At 68.8% G+C, this 20,785-nt stretch carries 23 protein-coding genes; 10 read left to right on the forward strand and 13 right to left on the reverse strand.

The features are described from left to right. Nucleotides 1-21: 21 nt before the first annotated feature. Both V7D63_RS05985 and V7D63_RS05990 read right to left on the reverse strand, forming a co-directional pair. Nucleotides 22-666, reverse strand: a complete 645-nt coding sequence (locus V7D63_RS05985; protein ID WP_333591353.1) for an MT-A70 family methyltransferase — start codon at nt 664-666, stop codon at nt 22-24. A 124-nt stretch (nt 667-790) separates the two neighbouring features. Next, complete coding sequence (locus tag V7D63_RS05990; RefSeq protein ID WP_333591354.1) at nt 791-1,600, reverse strand: BglII/BstYI family type II restriction endonuclease; 810 nt, start codon at nt 1,598-1,600, stop codon at nt 791-793. Nucleotides 1,601-1,715: 115 nt separating this feature from the next. On the opposite strand from V7D63_RS05990, the gene V7D63_RS05995 reads away from it, so the two are divergent. Both V7D63_RS05995 and V7D63_RS06000 read left to right on the forward strand, forming a co-directional pair. Then, nucleotides 1,716-2,027, forward strand: a complete 312-nt coding sequence (locus tag V7D63_RS05995) for a hypothetical protein (protein WP_333591355.1) — start codon at nt 1,716-1,718, stop codon at nt 2,025-2,027. After that, nucleotides 2,027-2,623: a hypothetical protein gene (locus V7D63_RS06000; protein WP_333591356.1), complete on the forward strand. Its 597-nt coding sequence runs from the start codon at nt 2,027-2,029 to the stop codon at nt 2,621-2,623. Before V7D63_RS05995 ends, V7D63_RS06000 begins: the two co-directional genes overlap by 1 nt. A gap of 5 nt (nt 2,624-2,628) precedes the next feature. Here the strand turns inward: V7D63_RS06000 and V7D63_RS06005 are convergent, their stop codons facing one another. Together V7D63_RS06005 and V7D63_RS06010 are read right to left on the reverse strand one after the other, a co-directional pair. Continuing rightward, on the reverse strand, nt 2,629-3,228 hold the full coding sequence (locus V7D63_RS06005; protein WP_333591357.1) for a DUF4126 domain-containing protein: 600 nt from the start codon (nt 3,226-3,228) through the stop codon (nt 2,629-2,631). 76 nt (nt 3,229-3,304) lie between these two features. After that, nucleotides 3,305-3,595 carry a GNAT family N-acetyltransferase gene (locus V7D63_RS06010; RefSeq protein WP_333591358.1) on the reverse strand — a complete coding sequence of 97 codons (291 nt, stop codon included), beginning with the start codon at nt 3,593-3,595 and terminating at the stop codon, nt 3,305-3,307. Between the two features lie 92 nt (nt 3,596-3,687). Between V7D63_RS06010 and V7D63_RS06015 the strand changes: the two genes are divergently transcribed. Further along, on the forward strand, nt 3,688-4,305 hold the full coding sequence (locus V7D63_RS06015) for a DUF3617 domain-containing protein (RefSeq protein WP_333591359.1): 618 nt from the start codon (nt 3,688-3,690) through the stop codon (nt 4,303-4,305). Between the two features lie 8 nt (nt 4,306-4,313). Here the strand turns inward: V7D63_RS06015 and V7D63_RS06020 are convergent, their stop codons facing one another. The 5 genes from V7D63_RS06020 to V7D63_RS06040 all read right to left on the reverse strand — a co-directional run bounded on the left by V7D63_RS06020 (nt 4,314) and on the right by V7D63_RS06040 (nt 8,337). Beyond that, entirely contained in the window at nt 4,314-4,691 is a 378-nt protein-coding gene (locus V7D63_RS06020; protein ID WP_333591360.1) for a hypothetical protein, read from the reverse strand. A 9-nt stretch (nt 4,692-4,700) separates the two neighbouring features. Then, nucleotides 4,701-5,330, reverse strand: coding sequence for a DUF4870 family protein (locus V7D63_RS06025; RefSeq protein ID WP_333591361.1), 630 nt, complete (start codon nt 5,328-5,330; stop codon nt 4,701-4,703). A gap of 191 nt (nt 5,331-5,521) precedes the next feature. Further along, nucleotides 5,522-5,911: a dihydroneopterin aldolase gene (locus V7D63_RS06030; RefSeq protein ID WP_333591362.1), complete on the reverse strand. Its 390-nt coding sequence runs from the start codon at nt 5,909-5,911 to the stop codon at nt 5,522-5,524. A gap of 7 nt (nt 5,912-5,918) precedes the next feature. Then, complete coding sequence (locus V7D63_RS06035; protein ID WP_333591363.1) at nt 5,919-6,677, reverse strand: SDR family oxidoreductase; 759 nt, start codon at nt 6,675-6,677, stop codon at nt 5,919-5,921. Between the two features lie 136 nt (nt 6,678-6,813). After that, nucleotides 6,814-8,337, reverse strand: a complete 1,524-nt coding sequence (locus V7D63_RS06040) for a TIGR00341 family protein (RefSeq protein ID WP_333591364.1) — start codon at nt 8,335-8,337, stop codon at nt 6,814-6,816. 110 nt (nt 8,338-8,447) lie between these two features. On the opposite strand from V7D63_RS06040, the gene V7D63_RS06045 reads away from it, so the two are divergent. The 3 genes from V7D63_RS06045 to uvrC all read left to right on the forward strand — a co-directional run bounded on the left by V7D63_RS06045 (nt 8,448) and on the right by uvrC (nt 12,004). Continuing rightward, nucleotides 8,448-8,885 (forward strand): DMT family transporter, encoded by a 438-nt coding sequence (locus V7D63_RS06045; RefSeq protein WP_333591365.1) that lies wholly within the window; start codon nt 8,448-8,450, stop codon nt 8,883-8,885. Between the two features lie 60 nt (nt 8,886-8,945). Continuing rightward, complete coding sequence (locus V7D63_RS06050) at nt 8,946-9,809, forward strand: alpha/beta hydrolase (RefSeq protein ID WP_333591366.1); 864 nt, start codon at nt 8,946-8,948, stop codon at nt 9,807-9,809. 302 nt (nt 9,810-10,111) lie between these two features. Continuing rightward, nucleotides 10,112-12,004, forward strand: a complete 1,893-nt coding sequence (gene uvrC / locus V7D63_RS06055) for an excinuclease ABC subunit UvrC (protein ID WP_333591401.1) — start codon at nt 10,112-10,114, stop codon at nt 12,002-12,004. A 3-nt stretch (nt 12,005-12,007) separates the two neighbouring features. On the opposite strand, the gene V7D63_RS06060 is transcribed toward uvrC, so the two are convergent. Then, entirely contained in the window at nt 12,008-12,409 is a 402-nt protein-coding gene (locus tag V7D63_RS06060) for a type II toxin-antitoxin system VapC family toxin (protein WP_333591367.1), read from the reverse strand. After that, nucleotides 12,409-12,888 (reverse strand): hypothetical protein, encoded by a 480-nt coding sequence (locus tag V7D63_RS06065; RefSeq protein ID WP_333591368.1) that lies wholly within the window; start codon nt 12,886-12,888, stop codon nt 12,409-12,411. Before V7D63_RS06065 ends, V7D63_RS06060 begins: the two co-directional genes overlap by 1 nt. A gap of 100 nt (nt 12,889-12,988) precedes the next feature. Between V7D63_RS06065 and V7D63_RS06070 the strand changes: the two genes are divergently transcribed. Both V7D63_RS06070 and pgsA read left to right on the forward strand, forming a co-directional pair. Then, nucleotides 12,989-13,612, forward strand: coding sequence for a carbonic anhydrase (locus V7D63_RS06070; RefSeq protein ID WP_333591369.1), 624 nt, complete (start codon nt 12,989-12,991; stop codon nt 13,610-13,612). A 57-nt stretch (nt 13,613-13,669) separates the two neighbouring features. Next, complete coding sequence (gene pgsA / locus V7D63_RS06075) at nt 13,670-14,299, forward strand: CDP-diacylglycerol--glycerol-3-phosphate 3-phosphatidyltransferase (RefSeq protein WP_333591370.1); 630 nt, start codon at nt 13,670-13,672, stop codon at nt 14,297-14,299. Between the two features lie 143 nt (nt 14,300-14,442). Here pgsA and V7D63_RS06080 read toward each other — a convergent pair whose 3' ends face one another. Then, a complete protein-coding gene (locus V7D63_RS06080; RefSeq protein ID WP_333591371.1) occupies nt 14,443-16,509 on the reverse strand; it encodes a S46 family peptidase in 2,067 nt (688 codons plus the stop codon). Between the two features lie 65 nt (nt 16,510-16,574). After that, the gene (locus tag V7D63_RS06085; protein WP_333591372.1) at nt 16,575-18,641 is read right to left on the reverse strand and encodes a S46 family peptidase; all 2,067 of its coding nucleotides are present in this window, start codon (nt 18,639-18,641) and stop codon (nt 16,575-16,577) included. A 221-nt stretch (nt 18,642-18,862) separates the two neighbouring features. Here V7D63_RS06085 and V7D63_RS06090 point away from each other — a divergent pair, with 221 nt between their 5' ends. Both V7D63_RS06090 and V7D63_RS06095 read left to right on the forward strand, forming a co-directional pair. Then, entirely contained in the window at nt 18,863-20,035 is a 1,173-nt protein-coding gene (locus tag V7D63_RS06090) for an ABC transporter permease (RefSeq protein WP_333591373.1), read from the forward strand. Further along, on the forward strand, nt 20,032-20,784 hold the full coding sequence (locus V7D63_RS06095; protein WP_333591374.1) for an ABC transporter ATP-binding protein: 753 nt from the start codon (nt 20,032-20,034) through the stop codon (nt 20,782-20,784). The genes V7D63_RS06090 and V7D63_RS06095 overlap by 4 nt, the downstream gene beginning before the upstream one ends. Nucleotide 20,785 lies beyond the last annotated feature (1 nt).

The raw sequence follows: 20,785 nt of genomic DNA on the forward strand, positions 1-20,785 counted from the left end.
AATTCTTAGATCCGAAAAGTATCATTCCGCCGCCGCCGAGTTGTAGGCATACGTCCTCCACGTCGGCGCATAAGTTTCGTCCGCCTGATTGCCCCACACGGCCCACCTCGGTCGTTCACCGCGGGCGAACATCTCCAGATACGGTCCCGGACTGCACATCTCGATCAGTTCATACTGCTCATCCGGCTTGCGGCTGTGTTCGCGTTTCCGGGTCTGGATCATGTTGACCTGGCTACGACCGGGCGGCTCGGTGCGGGCGTTCTTGCCGCGCACGCCGAACAGGATCAACTCGGTCACATTGCGGAAATAGAAGCCGACACCACGCCCATCAGACCCGCCATCCTTACGAATCTTGTGCCAGACGAGGTTGGATTTGTACTGGAAACCCCAAGCCTCCATGACCTTTAGTCCCTCGGGCAACAGAGCGTTCGGCACCCACATATAGAGATGAGCCGTATCGGCCGCGACCTCTGACACCGGCAGGCCGCAGATGTCCTCCAGCGTCATAGTCGGATAGCGGTTCAGCCGCTTATGCTCTGGTGCCACCTTGCCGGTGCGGTTCTGAAACTGCCACGGCGGATCAGCGAGGATGGTCTTGAAGCGGCGGTCGCCAGCGAAGCGACGGAGAGCGCAAGCCGCTTCAGACAGGTTGGCGTCGTAAGCCATTTCCACAGCCCCTTGCCGCAGATGGAATCAACCGCGCGCATTACCCAATGTAACCGCACGGCATACAAATCACACACTCGTTCTTGCTTTGTTCTTGGCGAAATGTCCAGATGGTTGTGGACGATCAGTCCTGGACACAGCGTGGAGTGATCCCGAACACCAGTACGGGGCAGGCTCCGTTTCGGCCCGCGTTGAGGCGGTAGAGCAACTTTCCCATCCATGTGGTGCTGGCACCGTACTTGGCGGCTGTGGTTCGCGGCTTCCCGTCCTTCATCTCAATCTGACCACTCTTTGTCAGGGCGGGTCCCAAGCCCTTGATGTAATCGGTCATCTCGGTGCCGCGCGTCACCAGAACACCGACGTCCACTACCCCTGTTTGGGCGAAGGCCGAGAATGCATATAGGTCCCGGTCGAACGTCTGATCTTTGCTGTTCCATTCAAGATCGAATGCAACCTTCCCCTTCACATAGTCAACTTTGTGACCATCTAAGTACTTCTCTCGCGTGATAGTCTCGGGAGGCATCTTTTCGTATTTTGGCTTCTTGAGCGGCTTACCTGTTTTGCTGGCGGTCACGTACCGCTTGGCGATCTTTTGAACTTCTAGGTCGCCGCGAATGATTGTTTCGCGCCAATCCTTGGGTCGAAGGTTTGCCGAGATCAGCTTGGGAATGTCGGATTCATTGCCCCCTGCCGTGCGGATCATTGCTTCATCGATGGAAAACTCCCGAAGCGCCTGACACAGCTCCTCAAACAAGTCGCTATGGCTCATTCTGAGGATCGTCGCCGCACTGCGATAGCTGTAGACCTCATACTTCTCCATCAGATCCGTAGGGATCATCTGCGCTACGAGTTCACGTGGGTCCGCCGCTTCACTTGGCTCCAGCGCGATCTCATCCCGCGAGACCTCGTCTTCAAAATCGTCAGTTTCAGCCATGTCACACGATGCAACGGATTCCCAACGCCGCACAACAACCCCTGCCCCCTGCCACAATCACCACGCCTGGGTTCACACCCGCCCTAGACTCCTCCCCCATCTTCAGGAGGCGTCCATGTCCATCTCTGTTCCCGCCGACCGGCTGACCCCCTTTAACCCCGGCGGGTCGGGGTTTTGCGGCTGGGGCGGGGCGCCGCACGGGTTCGGCGTCGCGCCGGGCGCGCGGGCCGAAACCGGCTCTGCGCCATGCGAGGTCAAGACGCTTGAGGCCCGTTCTGTACGGGTACAGATCGCAATTAATTGGGCCGAACGGCAGGGTGACACAGACCGTCTGCACCGCCTGCTGCGTCACGGCGAGGACATCGACCGCCGCCTGACGGCGGCCCGCGCGGTTCCGGCCCGCGCCTCGGCTCTGGAAACCGCCTGATGGGCGCCCCGCATCGGCTCGGCGCTCGCGAATGGCAAGCGATTCACGCGCGGTTCGCGGCCGGGGAAACCGCCGGCGCCCTGGCCCGCGCCTTTGGCGTCACTGAGAATTCCATCCGCAAGCGCGCCCAGCGCGGCGGCTGGACCCGCGCCGCCGCAACTCGGGCGCACGAGGCCGATCCGGCTGACGATCCCGCTCTGATCCCGCCCGGCCTGCCGCCGCATCTGCGCGACCTGGCCCGCGACGCGGTCATGGCCGTGCCCCCGGCCGTCCCGCATCACAGCGACTTGGCGCGGCTGGCCCTGCGCTCGGCCTCGGCGGCGCTGATGGCGCGCGACGGCCTGGGGGCCATGCGCCTGATCCGCGCGGCCGAGCAGATCGCCGAACTGGACCGCCGCCTCGACTGGCCGATCAGCGATCACGACTGCGATCCCGAAGGGTTGGAGAAGGAACAGGCCGACCGTCGCGCGGTGCAGATGAGCTATGTCCACACCCTGGCGCTGGAACTGGCGCGGATGCTGTCGCGCGGCGAGACCCTGCCTGAACCCTTCGCCTCCATGTTCGACGAGGCGGACGCGATCGCGCCGCGCGATTGATCGGCTCAGGCCGCCTCGCGCCCCCGCTTCAACCGCTTGCCGATGCGCATGACCACGACGGCCAGAACGACCAGCAGAACCGGAACCAGGATCGGGATCAGCAGGGACAGGATCACGGTGAACAGCGCCAGCACGTCTTCGACCAGGCTGACCACCGGATTGCCCAGGCCGCCGGTCGTGGCGCTGGAGGCGACGCGCATTCCCCCTTGCGCCGCATTGAAGGCCAGGGCCGTGGGCGCGCCGACGATGACGCCCGCCATGGCCGCGACCATCGGGTCCACGCCCCAGAAGACGCTGCCGGCCGCCACCGCCCCGGCGATCGGCCGGGTGACGAAGCCCAGGGCGTTCAGGGCGTGGTCGACGGCCGGGATCTTGTCGCCCGCGAACTCGACCGTCGCGGCCAGGGCCAGGGCCGAGATGGCGGGCCAACCGGCCAGCCAGGCCATCTGGTCGTTCAGGCGCACGCCCGCGAACTCGAACTTGGCCGCCAGGGCCAGCAGCAGCAGCGGCAGAAAGGTGCGCAGCCCCGTCGCCGAGGCCAGCCCCAGCCCCAGCAGGGCGGGCAGGACCCAGGTGTTCAGCGCAGTCAGGGGCGGGACGTCCATGATCCGCAGACTGCGCCGGAAACGCGCGCGGCTCCAGCGGTCATCGCCGGGGCCGTCATCGCTGGGGCGGCGGCGCTCAGGCCAGGACGTCGTCGTATTCGCGGTGTCGCTGCAACCAGGCGACGGCGTAGCTGCAACGCGGGACCAGCTTCAGCCGCTCGGCCCGCGCGTGATCGACCAGCGCCTGCATGAACCGCCCGGCCGCCCCGGCGCCGCGCAGATGCGGATCGGCCTCGACATGCAGGATCAGGCGGACGTTCCCCTGGGCCTCATAGTCGGCGAAGACGGTGCGCAACTCGCCGTCGGCGTCGGTGAAACCCTGCTCGAAGCGCCGGGCGGCGGCGACGTCTCGGAACTGGGTGGTCATGGCGGCGTCCTGGGTTAGTGTCGGCTATTGAACCGCGAGCGCGGCCAACCGTTCCATGACGGCGCATGACGATCGCGCGAGGGGAGAAAACAATGCGTGCAGTCCATGTTCTGACGGTCGGCGCCGCCGTTCTGGCCCTGGCGGCCTGCGGCGACAAGAAACAGGCGGACAAGGCGGGCCAGGCCCCTTCGGCCGCGACGCCCGCCGCGCCCGGCGCCGCGAACGCGCCCGCAGCGACGCCGAAACTGCGCGCGGGCCTGTGGCGGGTGACCACCACCGGCGACGGGCCGGAAGGCGTGGCCCGCATGTGCCTGGACGACGCCGTGCAGTCCCGACTGAACGTGGTCGGCGCCCAGGCTTCGGCCGGGGCCTGCCAGCAGACGACCACCTCGCCGAACCCCGGCGGCGGCTGGCGCTATCGCACCGTCTGCGACCACTCGGCCCTGGGCGGCGGGACCAGCGTCAGCGAAGGCGTGATGACCGGCGATCTGACCAGCGGCTATTCCAGCCGCACCACGGTGACGACCACCGGCGCCCAGGTCGCGCACATGAACCGGACGGTGACGGTCTCGGGCCAGGGCGCCTATGAGGGTCCCTGCCCCTCCGACATGAAGCCGGGCGACATGATCATTCCCGGCGGCATGAAGTTCAACATGCTGGAGATGGCCGAGATGGCGTCCAAGATGGAGGCGCCGCGTCCCGCGCGCTGAACCCGACGCTAGGGCGCGCGGCCGCCGGCCAGGGCCAGCAGGCCGAAGATGCTCTTCACCGTGAACCAGATGCTGAGGACGAACAGCAGCAGCAGGAAGACATAGCCCAGCGGAATGCCGATGATCGACACGAAGCTGACGCCCACCAGGATCCACAGGCCGACGGTCCACCAGAAGACCGACCAGAACAGGGCGATCTGGGCGTCGATATGGGCGCGGGCCAGGCCCGTGGCCGATCCGCGCGCGGCATAGGCCACGACCAGGCCGACCAGCACCAGGGTGTTCACGCTGGGGATCGACAGGATGTAGAGCGCCCAGGCGATCATGGCGGCGGCCTTGCCCTCGCTCTCGTGGCCGCGCTGCAGACGGGGTTGGGCGTCGGTCATGGGGACCCTTTAGATGAACCAGTGTCGGGGGTGGGAGATCGGCTGCCCGGCCTTCAGGCGGAAGACGCCGACCGCGCCGCGCGCCAGCATCCACAGCGCCAGGGCGAACAGCACGAAGACGCCGATGTTCACGACGATCAATATGGCCCCCAGCAGGGCCACGACGGCGCCGGTCCACAGGGTGCGCTGCTGATAGATGAAGTGGCTGCGCGCCACCGGATCGGCCGGGGCCTCGCGTCCGGTGACGGCCAGCAGGCCGATCACGGCTGAAACGCCCAGGGTCGGCACGGCGAACAGGATCAGGGCGTAGTTGGCGTACAGGTTCAGGGACCCGGTGACGTTCGGCGGGGTGCGGTCGGGCCGGGGCGTCTCGACGGCCCAGTCAGGCGTCGGGACCGGCGCCGGTTCGAGCGTCGGCGTCGAGAACAGATCGGGCGCGGGCGCGGCGAAGATCGACTCAGGCGTCGGTTCGGGCGCGGGTTCAGGCGTCGGCTCCGGTTCGGGTCGGCGCACGGGCTGGGGCGTCAGGCTCGCGGGCGTGGCGAAGCCGACATGGTCGTCGTCCCAGGCGTGACCGGCGGGCGGGGCCTTGGCGGCCTCTTCGTCGTCGGGACGGTTCGGATCGCCGGGTTCGGCCATCTGGCTCCTCTAGGCCGCGCGTGCGGCGCTGTGACAATGGCGGCGCGCGCCGTTCGGCGCAACCGTCAGAGCCTGATCGGCTGAGGAGGAATCGCTTCGCGTTTCCTCCGATGCCGTGAATCAGGCTCTCGCATGATGCTGGACCGAAATCTGAGCCGAGTTGGACTTCGTCCAGCTCGGCCGATTTGGGTCTAGCGGACGTAGGCGACGCTGCAGCCCGCGGCCTCGGCGCCGTCCAGGGCGCCCGGCTTGTCGACTGTGACCTCGACCCGGCGCACGCGCGGATCGTCCAGACAGGCCAGGGCCAGACGTTGGGCGAAGGTCTCGACCAGGCCGACGTGGCCCTCGGCGGCGATGGCGCGGGCGGCGGCGGCCACGCCTTCATAGTTCACCGTGTCGGACAGGCGCGCGACCGCATGCGGCTCCAGCGTCAGGGCCACGGACAGGATCAGGGTCTGCAACCGGCCCAGTTCGTGGTCGTGCACGCCGATGCCCGCCTGGATGGTCAGGCCGCGCACGAAGACGGTCAGGGCCTCGGGCCGGGGCGCGGTTGCGGGGAAGGCGGCGACGGGCTGGCTCACGCGCGGGTCACTCCAGGATGTCGGGGGTGCGCCAGGCCAGGTGCTGGCCCCCATCGACGGCGATCATCTGGCCGGTGACCATGTCGGCGTCAATCAGCCACAACACGGCCTGGGCCACGGCCTCGGGACTGCCGGGGCGCTGCAACAGGGTTCCGGCGGCCTCGGCGGCGAAGTCTTCGGGCGTCTGGTGGATCGAAGGCAGGGTCGGGCCGGGACCGACGCCGTTGACGCGGATGCGCGGCGCCAAGGCCTGGGCCAGGGTGCGCGTGGCCCACCACAGGCCGTTGCGCGACAGGGCGTAGGAGATGAAGCGGGGATCGGGCTTCAGCACCCGCTGATCCAGCAGATTGATGATGGACGCCCCGTCCGGCGCCTGGGCGGCGAAGGTTTCGGCCAGCACCAGGGGCGCGCGCAGATTGGTTTCGATGTGCCGGTCCCAGACGGCGCGGTCCAGGGCGCCGACGCGGTCGTCCTGGAACACCGAGGCGTTGTTGACCAGCACCGACAGGGGACCCAGGGCCTGGGCCGCCTGGTCGACCAGGCCGCGCACCTGCGCCTCGTCGGCCAGATCAGCCTGAACGACGGCGGTCTGAACGCCGAACGCGCGCGCGTCGGCGGCCGTCTGGGCGGCGTCGGCGGGCGAATCGCGGTGATGCACGGCGACGTCCCACCCGGCGCGCGCCAGGGTCAGGACGACGGCCCGGCCGATGCGCCGCGAGCCGCCCGTGACCAGGGCCGCGCCGCGACGGACGGCGGGATCAGTCAACCCGGCCGAACTCGACGAAGTTGATCAGGGCCATGACGGCCACGAAACCTAGGATGATGGCGATGGCCAGCATGGGGAAACTCCGGTTGGTGTGGCGGGAATAGAGCGAGGACGCGCGGGGTTCAAGCCGACCGGCTCAACCCAGGGCGATCCGGGCCAGATTGACATCGCCGCGCCGACAGGCGGGACCGGCGGTCGAAGCCGGAAGCACCCCCATGACGGCCAGGGCGGCGACGAAACGCTCCCGGTCGCTCTGGGGCGGGGGCGCCTCGGCGGGCGCGTCGGGCGAAAGCGCGGGCGCGGGGGCCGGGCGGCAGAAACTGACCGCTGGACTGGCCCGCCAACGCGCCAAGGCCCAGGCGGCGCGTTCAACCGCGGCCGGATCGCCCAGGTCCACCGCCTCGAACGGCGTCAGGGGCGGCGCGACCCAGACGGCCATGCCCTGGAACCGACCCTGAAGCGCCTTCTCCAAGGCGTAGGCGCTGTTGAGGTCCAGGCCGGAATCCGGCCGCAGCAGAATCAGGGCGCGGCTTCCCGACCCATCCAGCATGACGGCGTCGGTGGCGAAGGGCACCGCCTCGATCAGCCGCGACCGCAGGGCCGCGATCGGGTCGGGGGCCGCGCCCTGACTGACCTGGACGGCGCGGGCGGCGGCGCGCGGGTCGGCGACGACGATCTGGTCTAGACGGGCCTGGACCGGGGTGTGCAAGGCGGCGGTCAGACGGTCGTTGAGACGGCTCTCGGCGTCGGCGACCAAGGTGCGGGTGCTGACCAGGGTGGAGACGTCAATCCTGTCGTGGTCGCTGCGAACGTCCAGCACGGTGATGCGCGAGTCGGCTCCTTTGAAGATCTCGGACACCGCCAGGCGAGTCTCAGCCATGGCCCGGCTCTCCAGACCGATAGCACGCAGCGACAGCACCAGCGGCGCCGACAGCAGGGCGAACACCACCACGACCGCCAGACCGCGCCAACGGGCCTGGCCCGAACGTTCGCCCAGGCGCGGCCGGAAGCCGTAGAAGCCCGCCGTCAGGGTGGCGGCCAGGGCGATCGCCACCAGGTTGGTCATGAACAGGAAGAAGGCCCCGCCGGCGATGCGCAAATCCCCCGTGCCGATGCCGAAGCCGACCGTCGCCACGGGCGGCATCAGGGCCGTGGCGATGGCCACGCCGATGATGGTCTCGCCCCGCTGTTTGATGACGGCGTAGGCGCCCGCCACGCCCGAGAAGACAGCGATCAGCAGATCGAAGAAATTGGGTCGCGTGCGCGCCAGAATCTCGGCTGTCGGCTCTTTCAACGGCGAGACCAGGGTCAGGATGACCGACACCAGCAGGGCCACGCCCAGGCCGACGACAATGGCCTGGAGCGCCTGTTTCAACTCGCCGAAGTCCAGCAGGGCCAGGGAGAAGCCTAGGGCCACGATTGGTCCCATCATCGGCGACACCAGCATGGCCCCGATGACCACCGCGGGCGACGACAGCATCAAGCCGAGGATGGCGATGGCCGCCGAGATCACCGACATGATGAGATAGCGGCCGCTAAGCCCGCCGTTGTCATAGACGTTCTGGGCCACATCGCCGTGATCGACCTGGCGGCGGGCGCGGGCCAGGATGCGGCGCGCCAGGTTCCGGGTGTCGCGGACGGTTTTATCGCCGGAAGTCATGCCCCCTAAATGCCGGGCATGGCGACGAACCGCAATCAATCGGTCTCGGCCGCGCGACGGGGGGCGGTGCGTGACGCCTCGCAAGGTGCTAGCCAAGCGACATGAACCCCATGCTCTTTTCCCTGGTCGCGGTGGTCCTGGCGGGCGGGGCCACGGCCTTGCAGGCGCCGACCAACGCCCGGCTGATGACCGCCGTCGGGTCGCCGGTGAACGCCGCCTTCGTGTCGTTCGCCATCGGGACGGTCGCCCTGGGCGCGCTGGCCCTGGTCATGCAAGCGCGGCCGGACATGACGGCGGCCAAGGCCCTGCCCTGGTACGCCTGGGTCGGAGGGCTGTACGGCGCGATCTTCGTGGTGGCGGCGACCTGGGGCGTGCCGCGCCTGGGGGTGGCGTTGACCATCACCCTGATGGTGGCCGGCCAGCTTCTGGTCGGGCTGATCCTGGACCATTTCGGCGCCTTCGGTCAGCCGGTGCAGCCGCTGAACCTGGGCCGTGTCGCGGGGGTGGTCCTGGTCATCGTCGGCGTGGTGATGGTGCGTCGGTTCTGAAGCGACGGAGTGTCCGGTCGGGCGGCGTTGGATTGAGACGTCCCCATTCGGAGTGATGTCATGGATCGTCGCGCGCTTGTTCTCTCGGGCCTGATCATCGCCCTGGCCGGTCCAGCCTTGGGCCAGGATCGACGACTCAGCCGGCGTCGCGGAGGCGGCGACGAGGGCGTGTCGGACGCGCCGCATGTCGCCGTCGCCTATGGCCCGAACCCGCGACAGGCCTTTGACGTCTATGACGACGCCGGGGCGACCGGGCCGGTGCTGGTCTTCGTGCACGGCGGCGGCTGGAGCCGGGGCGACAAGTCGATGGTGCATGACCTGCCCGACTATGCCCGGCGCCACGGCCTGACGCTGGTCTCGGTCAACTATCGCCTGGTTCCCGAGGTCACGGCGCGCGAACAGGCCCAGGACCTGGCCGCCGCGATCGCACGGGTCCGTCAGGATCGGCCGGGCCGGCCGATCGTGCTGCTGGGCCATTCGGCGGGCGCGCACCTGGCGGCCCTGGTCGGGACGGACACCCGATATCTGGGCGCGCACGGCCTGGCGCCCAGCGACCTGGCGGGGGTCATTCCCCTGGACAGCGCGGCCTTTGACGCGACCCTGCCGCGCCCGCCGGGACCGGCGGGGCGGTATCTGGAGCGGCTGTATGACGACGCCTTCGGCGATCAGAGGGCCGAGCTTTCGCCGACCCTGAGGGTTCGGCCGGGCGTGCGCTATCCGCCGTTCCTGATCTTCCATGTCGTCAGCCGGGAAGACTCCACGGTGCAGAGCCAGGGCCTGGCCCAGGCCCTGATCGCCGCCGGCGGCCGAGCCGAAGTGGCCGCCGCGCCCGGCGACAGCCACGCCGACATCAACGGCGAATTCGGCCGCCCCGGGGATACGGAAGGCGAACGCGCCGCCCGGTTCATCGCCAGCCTGCGCTAGGGCGTGAACCCCTGAAACTCGTCACCCTCGGGCTTGTCCCGAGGAGCCATGGCGGCTGTAGGCTGGACGGAGGACCGTTCTAACCGCTGGTGAGAACCATCCGCGTTCGAGGACGCCGCAAGGATAGGCCCTCGGGACAAGCCCGAGGGTGACGGAGCCTGGAAGGCCTTGTCGGAACTCTGACCCGATCAGGGGGCACACCCTAGACCGAAATCGGTTGAGATGGGCGCAGCCCAGCTCGGCTCAGATTTCGGTCCAGCGTCAGGCGACAGACGGTTCCGAGCGGCACGGTCCGGGCCTATATCGGGCCGGTGAGCACGCCGTCTTCCGAATCGACAGAGCTGCAAGCGGCGGACCTGATCCGCGACGAGGCCCGGCGCGCGCCCGACAAGCCGGGCGTCTATCGCATGTACGGCGAGGACGGAGCCTGCCTGTACGTCGGCAAGGCGCGGTCGCTGAAGAAGCGCATCATGCAATACGCCCAGGGCCGGTTCCACACCCAGCGCATCGGCCTGATGGTGTCGCTGACGCGGTCGATGGAGCTGGTGGTCACGGCGACCGAGACCGAGGCCCTGCTGCTGGAATCCAACTTCATCAAGAAGCTGAAGCCGCGTTTCAACGTGGTGCTGCGCGACGACAAGTCGTTCGCCGAGCTGATGATCAGGAAGGACCACCGCGCGCCCCAGGTCAGGAAGCATCGCGGGGCGCATACGATTCCCGGCGACTATTTCGGACCCTTCGCCTCGACCTGGGCGGTGAACCGGACGCTGAACACCCTGCAGAAGGCGTTCCTGCTGAGATCGTGTTCGGACAGCGTGTACGAGACGCGCACCCGGCCCTGCATGCTGCACCAGATCAAGCGCTGTTCGGCGCCGTGCACCGGCCTGATCGGGCTGGAGGCCTATGGCGCCCTGGTGGCCGAGGCCGAGGACTTCCTGCGCGGCAAGTCACGGGCGGTGATCGGCCGGCTGTCGGCCGAGATGCAGGCGGCGTCCGACGCCATGGATTTCGAGCAGGCCGCGCGGGTGCGCGACCGCATCCGGGCGCTGTCGACCATCAGCATGGAGAACTCGGTCAGCGCCGAGGGCCTGGCCGAGGCCGACGTCTTCGCCCTGCACGCCGAGGGGGGGCAGGCGTGCGTGCAGGTGTTCTTCTATCGCGGCGGCCAGAACTGGGGCGGACGAGCCTATTTCCCGCGCGTGGACAAGATGGACGCCGACCCCGAGATCCTAGCCGCCTTCCTGGGCCAGTTCTACGAGGACAAGCCGGTTCCGCGCCTGATCCTGACCAATGTGCGGCCGCATGAGATCGAACTGCTGGAGGAGGCCTTTTCGCTGAAGGCCAAGCTGGCGGACGGACGGCGCGTGGTGTCGATCGAACAGCCCCGGCGGGGGGATCGGAAAAACCTGGTCGACCACGCCCTGACCAATGCGCGCGAGGCCCTGGGGCGGCGGCTGGCCGAAAGCTCGGCGCAGGGCAAGATCCTGGACGAGGTGTGCGAGGCCTTCGGCCTGGAGGCGCGGCCCGAGCGGATCGAGATCTACGACAACGCCCACATCCAGGGGACCAACGCGGTCGGCGCCATGGTGGTGGCCGGACCCGAGGGGTTCCGCAAATCCCAGTACCGAAAATTCAACATCAAGGGCGCCGACCTGACCCCCGGCGACGACTACGGCATGATGCGCGAGGTCATGCGTCGCCGCTTCACCCGCCTGGTCAGGGACGAGGAAGAGGGCGAGACGGTCGAGCGGCCCGACCTGTTGCTGATCGACGGCGGGGCGGGACAGTTGGCCGAGGTGCTGGAGGTTCTGGCCGATCTGGGCGTCGACGACGTCGCCGTGGTCGGGGTGGCCAAGGGACCGGATCGGGACGCGGGGCTGGAACGCTTCTTCATGCCCGGCAAGCCGCCCTTCATGCTGCCGCTGAAATCGCCCGCCCTCTATTATCTCCAGCGGCTGAGGGACGAGGCCCACCGCTTCGCCAACGGCGCCCACGCCAAGCGCCGGTCGATGGACATCAAGCGCAATCCGCTGGACGAGATCGAGGGCGTCGGGCCAGGACGCAAGAAGGCCCTGCTGCACGCCTTCGGCTCGGCCAAGGGGGTGTCGCGGGCCGATGTGGCGGACCTGGTCAAGATCGAGGGGATCAACCAGGCCCTGGCTGAACGCATCCACGCCTTCTTCAGGAAGGGCTGAGGGTCAGGTCCAGGGATTGACGACCGCCACGCCCAGGCCGTCGAAGTCGCGCGCGTTGCGGGTCACCACCGTCAGACCGGCCGAGACCGCGCTGGCGCCGATCAGCGCATCGACCGGCGAAACCTTGCCTCGGGCGCCGAGGCGGCCCCAGACCTGGGCGGTCACGGCGTCCACCGGCAGGACGCGGGCGCCCAGCCAGGCCGTCAAGTCGGTCTCCAGCCAATGCGCCAGACCGTCACGCTTGTCGCCCGGCGGCAGCATTTCGATCCCCCGACGAATCTCGCCCAGGCACAGGACGCTGGTGTGGATGTCGTGCGTGCGCACCTCCTCCAGCCAGGCGACGAACCCGGCGTTGGCGCGCGGCTTGGCGGCCTCGGACAGGGCGACGGTGTCGAACAGCCACATCAGCCGACCTCGCGCCAGTCGCCGGTGCGCGCCGGAAGCGCAATCTCCTGATCGGCCAGGGGCGAGGCCAGCATGAAGTCGCGGAACGACCACGCCGGTTCGGCGACGCCCGCGCCTTCTCCCTGCGCCAAGATGGCGTCCAGTTCGCGCCGAAGCAGACGCAGCGCGGGACCGTCGAGCGCATCGTCCGTCGAGAAGGGCGCCGCCTTGGCGAAGGTCGCCTGCCCCGTCTGGGGCGAACGCGCCTCGAAACCGGCCTGCTCCAGCCGCGCGCTCAGACGGCGGGCCTCGGCCAGCCCCTCGCCATAGAATTGGACGCCGAGCAGGTCCTTGCGGGACCGAGGCTGGGACGTGGCCCAATACCGGACCCCCGGCCGAACCGGCACGGATCGAAGGTATCGGCCGCTCGCCGCACGCGTGGCGGCTTGCAGATCGAGCAGCGTAAGGACCGAGCGGGCGCGCGCTTCAGGTGAGGTCATGGCGCTTCTCCAGCGAAGTTCGTTATTATATGAACTTTGATCTGACCCTTGTCAAACTTGTCGCATTGAGGGGGGATCGGGGCGTCGCTAGAACCCGGCCATGACCCAAGGACCGAACGATCCGCTGCTGACCGGCTATCACCGCTTTCGCCAGGAACGCTGGCCCGAGGCGAAGGCCGAGTATGAGGCCCTGGCCGAGAAGGGGCAGAAGCCGCACACCCTGATCATCGCCTGTTCCGACAGCCGCGCCGATCCGGCCCTGATCTTCGACGCCGCGCCGGGCGAGCTGTTCGTGGTCCGCAACGTCGCCAATCTGGCCCCGCCCTATCAGCCCGACGGTCATCTGCACGGGGTGTCGGCGGCGCTGGAGTTCGGGGTCAAGGTGCTGGAGGTGTCGCGCATCGTGGTCATGGGCCATGCGCTGTGCGGCGGCGTGGCGGCGATGCGGACGGGCGCGCCGGCCATCTGCGCCGACTTCGTCGCCCCCTGGGTTCAGCAGGGCGTGCCGGCCGTGCGTCGCGCCTGCGAAACCTTCCCCGCCGATGTCGAGCGCGCCTCGGAAGAGGCGGTGGTTCGGCTGTCGATCGAGAACCTGCGCACCTTCCCCTGGATCGCCGAGCGCGAGGCGGCGGGGCGGCTGAGACTGACGGGGCTGCATTTCGGCATCGCCGACGGGGCGTTGAGCGCGCTGACGGACGCCGCGAGGTTTGAACCCTTGGCCTGAGGCTCTCGACCTCCCGGCGGGAACCATGCGACACCGGGACCGCTAGATGAGGCCGCCATGACCCCCAATCCGCACGCCAACCCCATCCCCAACATCCTGACCGGCCTGCGGCTCGTGGCCGGGGTGGTGATGTTCCTGATCCTGGCCGGGGCGGCGCCGCAGGGGATTCCGTTCCTGTCGGAATATCTGTCGCCGGACGATCAGTTCCGGCTGGGGCGCAACGCCTTCTTCATCTACGTCATCGCCGCCTCGACCGACTGGGTCGACGGCTTTCTGGCCCGACGCTGGGGGGCGACGACGCGCTGGGGCGCCATCCTGGACCCGATCGCCGACAAGGTGCTGATCACCGGCGCCATCCTGGGCGTGCTGGCCTGGGGTTCGGTGCCGCAGGCGGCCATTCCGTGCGGCCTGATCCTGTTCCGCGAATTCGCCGTCTCGGCCCTGCGCGAGACGGTGGCCGGTTCGGTGAAACTGCCGGTCACCCTGTTGGCCAAGTGGAAGACCACCTTGCAGATGGTGGCCTTGGCCGCGCTGCAACTGGTGCTGTTGTGGGACGGTTTCGGCTTCCCGCTGGAATGGCTGGAGGCCTTTTCGACCTTCGCCTACGGCCTGGTGTGGATCGCGGCGATCATCACCGTCTGGACCGGCTGGCAGTATTTCCACGAGGCCCGGCGGCAGATGGGGTGAGAGGGCGGCGCCCCCCGCGTGGCGGGAACCGTCCGAAGGGTGGTGGAGGGGATGGGTTCAAGCGCCGGTGTGTGGGGTTGCCCCCTCCACCGCTTCGCGGTCCCCCTCCCCCGTCGAGAACGGGGGAGGATCGAAAGCACCCGTCAGTCCGCCCCCAGCTCCTCGGCCAGGCGCTCCATGCCGTAGACGTGGCGTAGGGCGGCGGTGATGGCCGGGGTGGTCACGATCACGCTGCGGTTGACGTCGCGGTCATAGCCATAGGCGTTGCGCTGGCTCATCACGGTCGAGTCGAAATTGGCCCCGACGATCTCCATCCGCTCGGTGATCACCGGCGAGCCTGACGAGCCGCCGATGGTGTCGGACGAGACCGTCATGTTCAGCACGGTGTCGGGATCGATCCGGTCCTTGGCCGCCAGCAGGCGCGACGCCGCCTGGAACGGCGGGGCGCCCGTGGCGCGTTTCCACAGGCCGGCGAAGGTGGTGAAGGGCGCGAACCTCTGGCCCGGAACGTCCGACCCTTCGATCAGGCCGTAGCTCATCCGCAGGGTGCCGGTGGCGTCGGGATAGACGGTGTCGCCATAGGCGGCGAAGCGGGCGGCGGCCAGGGCTTCGGAGGCGCGGTCGGTCGGTCCCTGCACCCGCTCGTCCCAGGCGGCGCGGGCGGCGCGGGTGGTCGGCTGGATCGACAGCACATAGCGGATCATCGGATCGTCCGAGGCCTGGATCGCCTCCAGCCCGCCTTGCCACAGGGCGCGGCGCACGGCCGGATCGGCCAGGCGCGATCCCTCGACCAGACGCGCCGACAGGCCTTCCGGCGACTCCTGGCCCAGCAGACTCTCGACCCGCGGATCATCGGCGGTCAGCACCTCGCGGGTCTTGGACAGCCACCATTCCAGACGCAATTGATCGAACGCCGGATAGGTCGGCTTGTCGGCCAGCAGACCCGACTCGACCGCACGCAGTCGGCTGTCGGCGAACTCGGCCAGACGCTGGTCCGAGGGCTTGGCCCGCTCCTGCGCGCCGCGCACCAGGGTCTGCGCCCAGCCGAACAGGTCGGCGCCGCCGCCCGCCTTGCTTTCCAGCATATGGTAGGCGGGGAACAGGTCGCGATAGTCGTCCTGAACCGCGGCCAAGGCGGCCCAAGGGTCGCCGACGCGGGCGGCCAGGGCGGGGTCGGCGGCGACGCGGGCGCGGAAGTCGGCCTCGGCCCGCTCGCGCTGGGCGATGAAGCCGGGATCGACCAGGGCCGTCATCCGGCCCATGCCGCGCTTGAAGCTGTTCTCGACCGAGGCCAGGGGCGCGAAGGCGATGAAGGCGTTCTCGTCGCTCTCTTGCGAGAAGCGGATCATCCGCCCGCGCAGCTCCGAGTTCAGGATCTGGTCCAGCGGCAAAAAGACGTCGCGGACAGTCGCCAACTGATCCTGGGTCAGCAGACGCTGGGTCGCGCCGGGCGTGCCGACCACGAAGACCGGCGCCCCCTCGACCGGACGGTCGGCCTTCCAGGTGAAATGGTTCGGCGTCGCCGCCGGACGGCCGTCCTCATAGACGCGGATGAAGGCCGCATCGAGCGAGTAGCGCGGGAAGCTGAAGTTGAGGGGGTCGCCGCCGAAGGCCGCCGCGTCGTTCTCGGGCGCGAAGGCCAGGCGCACGTCGGAATAGCGTTTGTAGGCATAGAGTTTGAACTGGCCGCCCCGGTACAGGGTCACGACCTGGCAGCGCCGGTCCTGGGCGTCGCCGCAGGCCTCGCGCTCGATCCGGCCCGCCTCGGCGTCGCGCGCCTGGGTGAAGGCCTGGCCGGTCAGGCCCGCGCCCGCGGCCTGCATGCGCACGGTCACGTCGGTGATGTCGGTCAGGACGTCGACGGTCGCGCCGGGGCATTTCAGCTCTTCCTCGCGGGTGCGGGGGGTGAAGCCGGTCTCGGTGTAGTTGGTCGCCGGGGTCGACAGATTGGCGACGCAGCTTCTGACGCAGTGATGGTTGGTCAGCAGCAGCCCCTCGCCCGAGACGAAACCGGACGAACAGCCGCCGAACTTGGCCGCGCTGAGCCGGACCCGATCCAGGAAGCCCTGGTCGATGGCGGTCCCCAGCGTCTGGTTGGCGCGGGCGGTGGGGAAGTTGTCCAGCGTCCACATCCCCTCTTCGGCGCGGGCCGTCGAAGCGGCGGCGAGGACGGCGCAAACGGCCGCCGTGACGAGGGCGTGATGACGCATGGGATGCTCCGGTGCGGATGACTTGGGCGCGGCAAACTGCCCTTAGGGCGCCGGGCGGGTCAACCTCACCGCTGGCCCAGTTCCTTGAGCAGGTGGGTCTGGTGATAGACGTCGCGCAGGGCCTCGGTCATGACCGTCGTCGACAAGGCCACGGTGCGGTTCAGCCGTTCGTCATAGGCGAAGGTTCCGGCGATGGCGTGGATGTTGCCGTCGAAGGCCGTGCCGATCACCTCGCCGCGCGCATTGAGCACCGGCGAGCCGGAGTTGCCGCCGGCGATGTCGTTGGTGGTGACATAGGCGAACGGCGTCTGGGGGTTCATCGTCTCGCGCGCCTCGACCCAGCTTTCGGGCAGGCGGAACGGCGCGGCGTCGGTGGCGCGGTCATAGAGACCGGCGACGCGGGTGAAGGGTTCGACGGTGCGCCGCCCCTGGGTCCAGCCCGCGACCTTTCCGTAGGACAGCCGCAGGGTGAAGGTGGCGTCGGGCGCGACCTCGTCGCCATACACGGCGAAGCGGGCGCGGGCGATCTGTTCCTGGGCGCGGGTCACGGGGGCCTCGACCGCCAGCTCCCATTCGGTGCGGGCCAGTTGGGCGGCCATGTCGTTGGCCATGACGAAGGCGATCATCGGGTCGCCCGTCGCCGCCAGTTCGTCCGGCGTCATGGCCAGCATGGCGACGCGCATGTCGGGATCGTCCAGGCGCGTGCCCTTCACCAGCCGCTCGGCCAGGGCCTCGGGGCTTTCGTCGCCCAGCAGGGCGCGCACGTTCGGATCGTCGACCGTCAGCAGCTCGCGCGTCTTTTGCAGCCAGAAGGTCAGGTTCAGACGTTCCAGGTCGGACTGGATCGGCTTGTCGATCGCCAGCTTGCGGGCGACGGCGGCGAAATAGGCGTCGCTGTATCCCGGCCGCCGCTCCTCGGGCGGCTTGGCCCGTTCCTGCGATACGCGGACGATGACCCGGGCGTAGCTGTAGAGGCCGGACCCGCTGCCGGCGGCCGCCTCCAACTGGCGGAACGTCGGATACAGGTCGCGCGCCGCCGTCTGAGCGCGGGCGATCACGGTCCAGGGATCGCCCCGGCGATCATCCATCATGTCGACCAAGGCCGGGTCGGCGGCCGCGGCCTGGCGTAGCTCATCCTCTTCGGCCCGCTTGGCCTGGATCAGGTCGTCGTCCAGCAGGGCCGACAACTGGCCGTTGACGACCTTGTAGGAGTTCTCGACCCCCGCCAGGGCGGTCGCGGCCGCCTCGGCCTGACGGGAACCGGTCTCGGAATATTGCAGCAGCCGCCCGCGCAGTTCGGCCAACTGACCGACCAGGATCGGCAGGCCCTGATCGCGTTGACGCAGCAGTTGGGCCGACGTCAACTGGCGCAGGGTCATGGCCGGATTGCCCGCCACGAAGGTCGGCTCGCCCTCACGCGGGGCCGCCGACGACCAGCGCAGATTCTGGGGCGTCGCGGCCGGACGGTCGTCGTCGTAGAGCCGCAGGAAGGCGAAATCGAGCGAGTAGCGCGGGAAGTTGAAATTGTCGGGATCGCCGCCGAACGACGACACGCTCGGCTCGGGCGTGAACACCAAGCGCACGTCGCGATAGGTGCGGTATTTGTACAGGGCGTAGCGGCCGCCGTGATGAAAGTCGACGACCTGGCAGGTGAAGCGGGCGTCGCCGCCGCAGGCCTCTTGCTTGATCGCCTCCTCGGTGCGGTACAGGACCTGGAGCAGGGTCGCGCCGTCCTGGTCGGCGGCGGCGGCCGTCATGCGGTCGGTGACGTCCTGGACGTCGACCAGCACATCGGCCGTCTGGCCGGGGCAGGTCCGCTCCTCGTCGCGCGCGGCCGCCGCGAAGCCGGTCTCCATGTCCGCCTGGCGCCGTTCCGTCAGATCTTGCAGACAGGGCGCCACGCAGTGAGCGTTGGTCAGCACCAGCCCCTCGGGCGACAGGATCGAGCCGGAACAGCCGTTCAGCCGCACCGCCGCACCGCGCACCCGGTCCAGCCAAGCCTGGTCCAGACGCAGGCCGTAGGCGGCGTTGACGCGCGCCAGGGGAAAGGTCTCGAACGTCCACATCCCTTCTTCGGCGCGCGCCGGCGCCGACGGCCAGAACAGGCCGATCACGGCCGCGGCCGCGAGCATCGCGCTGAGGGGACGACCCGGGATCATGCAGGGCGCTCGACGCCGACGAAGGCGTCGGCCGGTTCCGCCTAGCTACCCGGCAAGGCCACGCCGCGTCCAGACCTTGGCCCGATTGAGGAATTTGCCAACCCGTACGTCATCATTTGGCTTACCCCGATTTAACTTGGCCGCAAGGCCGCGGCCCGTCACATAGCGACGACCCTTCCCCGAGCGTCCGAACCATGTCCCTGGCCCTCTCCACCCTGCTGTTTGAATGGCGGCGCTATATGGCGGCGGTCATGGCCCTGGCCTTGTCCGGCCTGCTGGTGCTGGCGATGACCGGCGTCTTCATCGGCATCGGCAAGGGCTTCACCGCCACCATCGAACGGTCGGGCGCCGACGTCATCGTCATGCAGCCCGGCGCCAAGAGCCTGATGGGCGGGCCGTCGGGCGTGCCGCGCCGCTTCATCCCCCTGGTCTACAACCATCCCGAGGTGGTCGAGATCCAGCCTCTGGACGGCGCCGGGGGCAGTTTCCAGTCGGTCAAGAACGTCGATCCGACCATGAGCCAGGCCGACCGCGCCCGCCAGGACGCGCCGCGCCAGCAGTTCGTGCAGTCGATGGTGATCGACACCACGCCCGGCTCGGTCACCATCCCCACCGACTATTCGACCGAACTGGTCGAGGCCCTGCGCCAACCCTATACGGTCGCGGTCGATGAGACGGCCCTGCCGAAACTGGGCGTCAAACTGGGCGAACGGGCGCTGTACAACGGCCAGACGGTGACCGTCGTCGGCGTGACGCGCGGCTATCCCAACATGATGCAGGCCACCATCGTCATGTCGCGCGACACCCTGCGGATGCTGGGCCAGGCCGACACCGGCCCGCGCGTCGGTCCCCTGATGGTCAAGCTGCGCCACCCCGCCAACGCCGATCGCGTGGCCGCCGAGATCAACGCCATGGGCAACGGCCAATGGAAGGCCTGGACCCGCCAGGGCCTGGCCGACGCCAACGCCAGCGCCATGTTCGAGGAAGGCATTCTGGTGATCATCATCGGCGGCTGCGTGGTGTTGGGCACCATCATCGGCGTGGCCATCACCTGGCAGACCCTGCGCGGAGCCATCATGGCCAACATCAAGGAGTTCGCCTCGCTGCGCGCCCTGGGCGTCGGCATGGGTTCGCTGAACCGCATCGTGCTGGAGTTGAGCTTCTGGGTCGGGGTGGTGGGCGTGGCCGCGGCCATCATCCTGACCTGGCTGATCTCGCTTTTGGCCATGGCCAATGCGGTGATCATCGCCCTGCCCGTCAGCCTGCTGATCATCGTCGGCGGCGGACTGATCGTCATCGCCATGCTGTCGGGCCTGTTGTCGCTCGGCGTCCTCAAGAACAGCCAACCGGCGGACCTGCTGCGATGAGCGCGACCAAGTCTCACGGCAAACACGGCGATTTCGCCATCGAGGCCAAGGGCCTGGTCAAGCGCTTCAAGTCCGGCAAGGGCTTCGTCGAGGTGCTGAAGGGCGTGGATTTCGACGCCCGCCACGGCGACCTGACCATGGTCATGGGACCGTCCGGCTCGGGCAAGTCGACCTTGATCGCGGCCCTGTCGGGCCTGCTGCGGCCTGAGGAGGGGCGCGTCGACACCCTGGACGTCGATGATCTGTGGAAGCTGTCGCCCGGCCGGATCGACCGGTTCCGACTGGAGAACTGCGGCTTCATCTTCCAGGGCTTCAACCTGTTCCCGGCCCTGACGGCGCTGCAACAGGTCGAGGTGGTGCTGAAATTCCAGGGCCTGACCCCCGACCAGGCCAAGAAGCGCGCGACCCTGGCGCTGGAGGAGGTGGGCCTGGGCCATCGCCTGCACCAACGGCCCGCGGCCCTGTCCGGCGGCGAGAAGCAGCGGGTGGCCATCGCTCGCGCCCTGGCCAAGGACCCGCAGATTCTCTACGCCGACGAGCCGACCTCGGCCCTGGACGGCGAGAACGGCCAGGTGGTCATCCGCCTGTTGCGCCGCGCCGCCACCGAACACGGCGCCGCCGTCGTCTGCGTGACCCACGACCCGCGCCTGGAGGCCTGGGCCGACCGCGTCATCCACATCGAGGACGGCGTCATCACCGACGATCAGCGCCGCACCCCCAACCCCGACGCCGCCCTGGCGTCGCACTGAT

It is taken from the genome of Brevundimonas sp., assembly GCF_036732845.1.
Classification (GTDB): domain Bacteria; phylum Pseudomonadota; class Alphaproteobacteria; order Caulobacterales; family Caulobacteraceae; genus Brevundimonas.